Origin of the sequence: Pantoea sp. CTOTU49201, assembly GCF_032054795.1 — a bacterium.
In the GTDB taxonomy this organism is placed as follows: domain Bacteria; phylum Pseudomonadota; class Gammaproteobacteria; order Enterobacterales; family Enterobacteriaceae; genus Pantoea; species Pantoea symbiotica.
This window is the reverse complement of record NZ_DAMBSA010000402.1, coordinates 1-4,228: the sequence shown is the minus strand read 5'-3', so window position 1 is coordinate 4,228 and position 4,228 is coordinate 1. Positions and strand designations below refer to the sequence as shown.

Here is a 4,228-nt window from a genome sequence, read left to right as displayed (position 1 = left end):
TCGTAGAACATCGCTTCGTCATCGCCAGACTCTTTCGCGTTCACCTGCTGCAGGAAACGCTCAGCCTGATCTTCTGCATCGTTCAGCTCCGAGAAGCCGTTACCGATTTCACGGCCGCCGATGAAGAACTCAAAGCGGTCGGTGATTTCCGGGTTCTCGTCGTTACGACGCGCCAGCGGTGACACTTCAGCCGGGTATTCGGTGATGAAGGTTGGCTGAATCAGGTGCGCTTCAGCGGTCTCTTCGAAGATCTCCGTTACCACACGACCGAGGCCCCAGCTCTTCTCAACTTTGATGTGCAGCGATTGGGCAATCGCTACCGCTTTATCGAAGTCTTCCAGATCGCTCAGGTCGGTTTCCGGACGGTATTTCTTGATCGCTTCACGCATGGTGAGCTTCTCGAACGGCTTACCGAAATCGAAGCTGTGATCGCCATACGGCACTTCCGTGGTGCCCAGCACATCCTGCGCCAGGGTACGGAACAGGCTTTCAGTCAGCTCGATCAGATCTTTGTAATCCGCATACGCCATATAGAGTTCCATCATGGTGAACTCTGGGTTATGGCGCGGCGAAATACCTTCGTTACGGAAGTTACGGTTGATCTCGAACACGCGATCAAAACCGCCAACTACCAGGCGCTTCAGATACAGCTCTGGCGCAATACGCAGGTACATATCGATGTCGAGCGCATTGTGATGGGTGATAAACGGACGCGCAGATGCGCCGCCAGGAATCACCTGCATCATTGGGGTTTCCACTTCCATAAACTCGCGGTTCACCATGAACTGACGAATGCCGGCCATGATTTGTGAGCGAATTTTGAAGGTTTTGCGCGAATCGTCGTTGGAGATCAGATCGAGATAACGCTGACGATAACGGGTTTCCTGATCGGCCAGGCCGTGGAATTTGTCCGGCAGCGGACGCAGCGCTTTGGTCAGCAGACGCAGCTCAGTGATGTGGATCGACAGCTCACCGGTTTTAGTTTTGAACAGCTTACCGCGCGCACCGAGGATATCGCCGAGATCCCACTTTTTGAACTGCTCGTTGTAGACGCCTTCTGGCAGATCGTCACGTGAGACGTAGATCTGAATCTGGCCGCCGACATCCTGCAGGGTGGCGAATGACGCTTTACCCATGATGCGGCGCGTCATCATACGACCAGCCACGCTCACTTCTACGCCCAGCGCTTCCAGCTCTTCGTTCTCTTTAGCGTCATAACTGGCGTGCAGCACATCAGACGTGGTGTCGCGGCGGAAATCGTTAGGAAACGCCACGCCTTTTTCACGCAGCGCGCTGAGTTTTTCGCGACGCGCTTTCAGTTCGTTGTTTAACTCAAGGGCGGCATCAGCGCTCTGCGGTTGTTGTTCAGACATGTCGGTTCCTTATAGCCCTGCTTTTAAACTTGCTTCAATAAAACGATCGATATCGCCATCCAGCACCGCTTGGGTGTTGCGGGTTTCTACGCTGGTGCGCAGATCCTTGATGCGTGAATCGTCGAGAACATAAGAACGGATCTGGCTGCCCCAGCCGATATCAGATTTGTTATCTTCCGCTGCCTGTTTGTCCGCGTTTTTCTTCTGCATTTCATATTCATACAGCTTGGCGCGTAACTGCTTGAAGGCCTGATCTTTGTTCTTGTGCTGTGAACGGTCGTTCTGGCACTGCACCACAATGTTGGTCGGCAAGTGGGTAATACGCACCGCAGACTCGGTTTTGTTAACGTGCTGGCCGCCCGCACCGGATGCGCGGTAAACGTCGATACGCAGATCGGCGGGATTGATATCGATATCGATGTTGTCATCCACTTCCGGGTAGATAAACACCGAACTGAATGAGGTATGGCGACGGCCGCCGGAATCGAACGGGCTCTTACGCACCAGACGATGAACGCCGGTTTCGGTACGCAGCCAGCCAAACGCGTAGTCGCCGATGATTTTAATGGTGGCGGATTTGGTTCCGGCCACTTCACCGTCTGACTCTTCGATAATTTCGGTTTTATAGCCTTTGGCTTCCGCCCAGCGCAGATACATGCGCAGCAGCATGCTGGCCCAATCCTGCGCTTCGGTGCCGCCGGAACCGGCCTGAATATCCATGTAGCAGTCGGCGCTGTCATATTCGCCGGAGAACATACGACGGAATTCCAGTTCGCCCAGCTTCACTTCCAGTGCATCAAGCTCGGCAACCGCTTCGTTGAAGGTCTCTTCGTCGTCGGCTTCAACCGCCAGATCCAGCAGGCCCTGCACATCTTCCAGGCCTTGTGTCATGTGATCCAGGGTGTCGACCACGGCTTCCAGTGAAGCACGTTCTTTGCCCAGCGCTTGCGCGCGCTCGGGTTCGTTCCAGACGTCTGGCTGCTCCAGCTCGGCGTTTACTTCTTCGAGGCGTTCTTTCTTGGCATCGTAGTCAAAGATACCCCCGAAGAACGTCGCTGCGCTCACTGAGGTCCTGGATACGATTTTTGACCGGATTAATTTCAAACATGGCTTTTCAGTCTTTTTTGACGATTCGGTGAAAGGAGATAAAAACTAACGCGCTAGTTTACCCGAAAGTGTGCGCACTTTGTAGCATTGCACGCGGCCTGAGTGAGCGCGCATCGCCCGCGAGAAAAAAAATTCTCAAGCTTCTGGAAAGCTGCATTCGTTACGCTTTCCAAAACACCGCAACAAACACCTCGCCTTCAGAACCTTCTTAGGAATTTTCCTGCAAATATTAGGCAATTAGCGCGGAAAGATGTCATTAAAGATCATGATTTATAAAGATAAATCATTAAGAATTGTCTTGTGAGAAATTTCCTGCAAGAAAGCAGACACGTCTCAAATAACGCCATTAAGCAGCTGATATTCAGCCTATCGATTTGTTAGCGCCCTTTTATCATTTTGCTCAGTGACTATCCCCCCGATGGACATCACTAACGTCCAGACCGTTTGTCACCACGACCGCCAGGAATGCGCAGCTTCGACAGGGAATGACACAGTAATCAGCGCCCGTAAACGTGAGCGGGCACAACATGTCCTGAGAGACATGAAGGAGTATCGATGTTTATTCCCGGTTTGCGCACTTCTCCGCGCCTGCTTGCCTTGTTGATGCCTTTGTTACTTGCCGCCTGCGGTGGTGGCGGCGGAGGTGGAGGCGGCGGTAGCGCAGCAACCTCGCCCACCGCCGGCACGCCTGAAACACCCACGCCAGCGCAGCCCAGCGCGTCAGGCAATGCCAGCAAAGTCGGCATTATTGATTCGGGGTTGTCGCCCGATCGCAGTGAAATTAATTATGCCAACGTGCAGTTCACCAGCTATGTCGGCGGCGGCAGCAGTTTGAATGATAATCAGGGCATTAACGGTCACGGCACCGTGGTGGCGCTGACGTTATTGGGCTTGTCGCCGGGCAGCACGCTGTATGTGGCGCAGGCCTCGCAGAACAATATCTTTCAATACGACGATACCGCGCGCGCGGTGAGCGGCCTGCTGAGCCAGGGCGTGCGGGTTTTCAATATGTCGTACGCCTCCAGCGAGCGCTTAACCACCGCGCAGGCGCTAACCGATGCGCAACCGCGCTATCAGGTGTTGGTGCAAAGCATGCGTGAGATTGCGGCGGCCAACGGATTGGCGGTGGTGATCACCGGCAATGGCGGCACCGCAACACCTTCTCCTAACGCCCAGCTGCCGTTGATTTATCAGGACAGCGCACTGCAAAAGAACATGCTGGCGGTCACCGGCGTGATGGACAGCACCTCATACGACACGGCGAACCGCGCGGCGTTAACCGGGCCGTTTGATGCCTGCGGCAACGCTGCCGCATGGTGCCTGAGCGCACCAGGTTACAGCGATTATCGCTTTCAGAATAGTGATGGCACCTGGGTGAATGCGCGTAGCTACGGCACCTCTTTTGCCGCACCGCGCGCCGCTGCGGCGGCTTCGCAAGTGTTGCAACGTTTTCCGTGGATGAGCGGCTACAACCTGCAGCAAACGCTGCTGACCACCGCCACTTATCGCAGCGATGCTTATGCAGGCGCTGCGGATAGCGCCAACGGGCGACCTTACAACGACACCTTCGGCTGGGGCGATCTCAACCAGGCGAAAGCACTCAACGGCCCGGCGATGTTTTGGGCCAATGATTTTCACGCCAGCCTGGATGCGGGCAGCTATGTCTTCTCGAATGCCATCAGCGGCGATCGCGGCCTGATCCTTGACGGCGCGAATAATGGCGGCGTGCTGCAGTTAACCGGCAACAA

General features: G+C 54.9%; 3 protein-coding genes. 1 reads left to right on the top strand and 2 read right to left on the bottom strand.

The window, feature by feature from the left end; translation table 11 throughout:
- The coding region (lysS, locus tag RTY00_RS20950; RefSeq protein ID WP_312665986.1) for a lysine--tRNA ligase at positions 1-1,373 on the bottom strand (1,373 nt) is incomplete at its 3' end.
- A gap of 9 nt (positions 1,374-1,382) precedes the next feature.
- Positions 1,383-2,481 (bottom strand): peptide chain release factor 2 gene (gene prfB, locus RTY00_RS20945; RefSeq protein ID WP_312665984.1). Its coding sequence is split into 2 segments (ribosomal slippage): positions 1,383-2,405 and positions 2,407-2,481, totalling 1,098 coding nucleotides; the frame shifts between segments, so codons are not numbered across the junction.
- A 554-nt stretch (positions 2,482-3,035) separates the two neighbouring features.
- On the opposite strand from prfB, the gene RTY00_RS20940 reads away from it, so the two are divergent.
- Positions 3,036-4,228: S8 family serine peptidase (locus tag RTY00_RS20940; RefSeq protein ID WP_312665982.1), on the top strand; the 1,193-nt coding region annotated here is incomplete at its 3' end.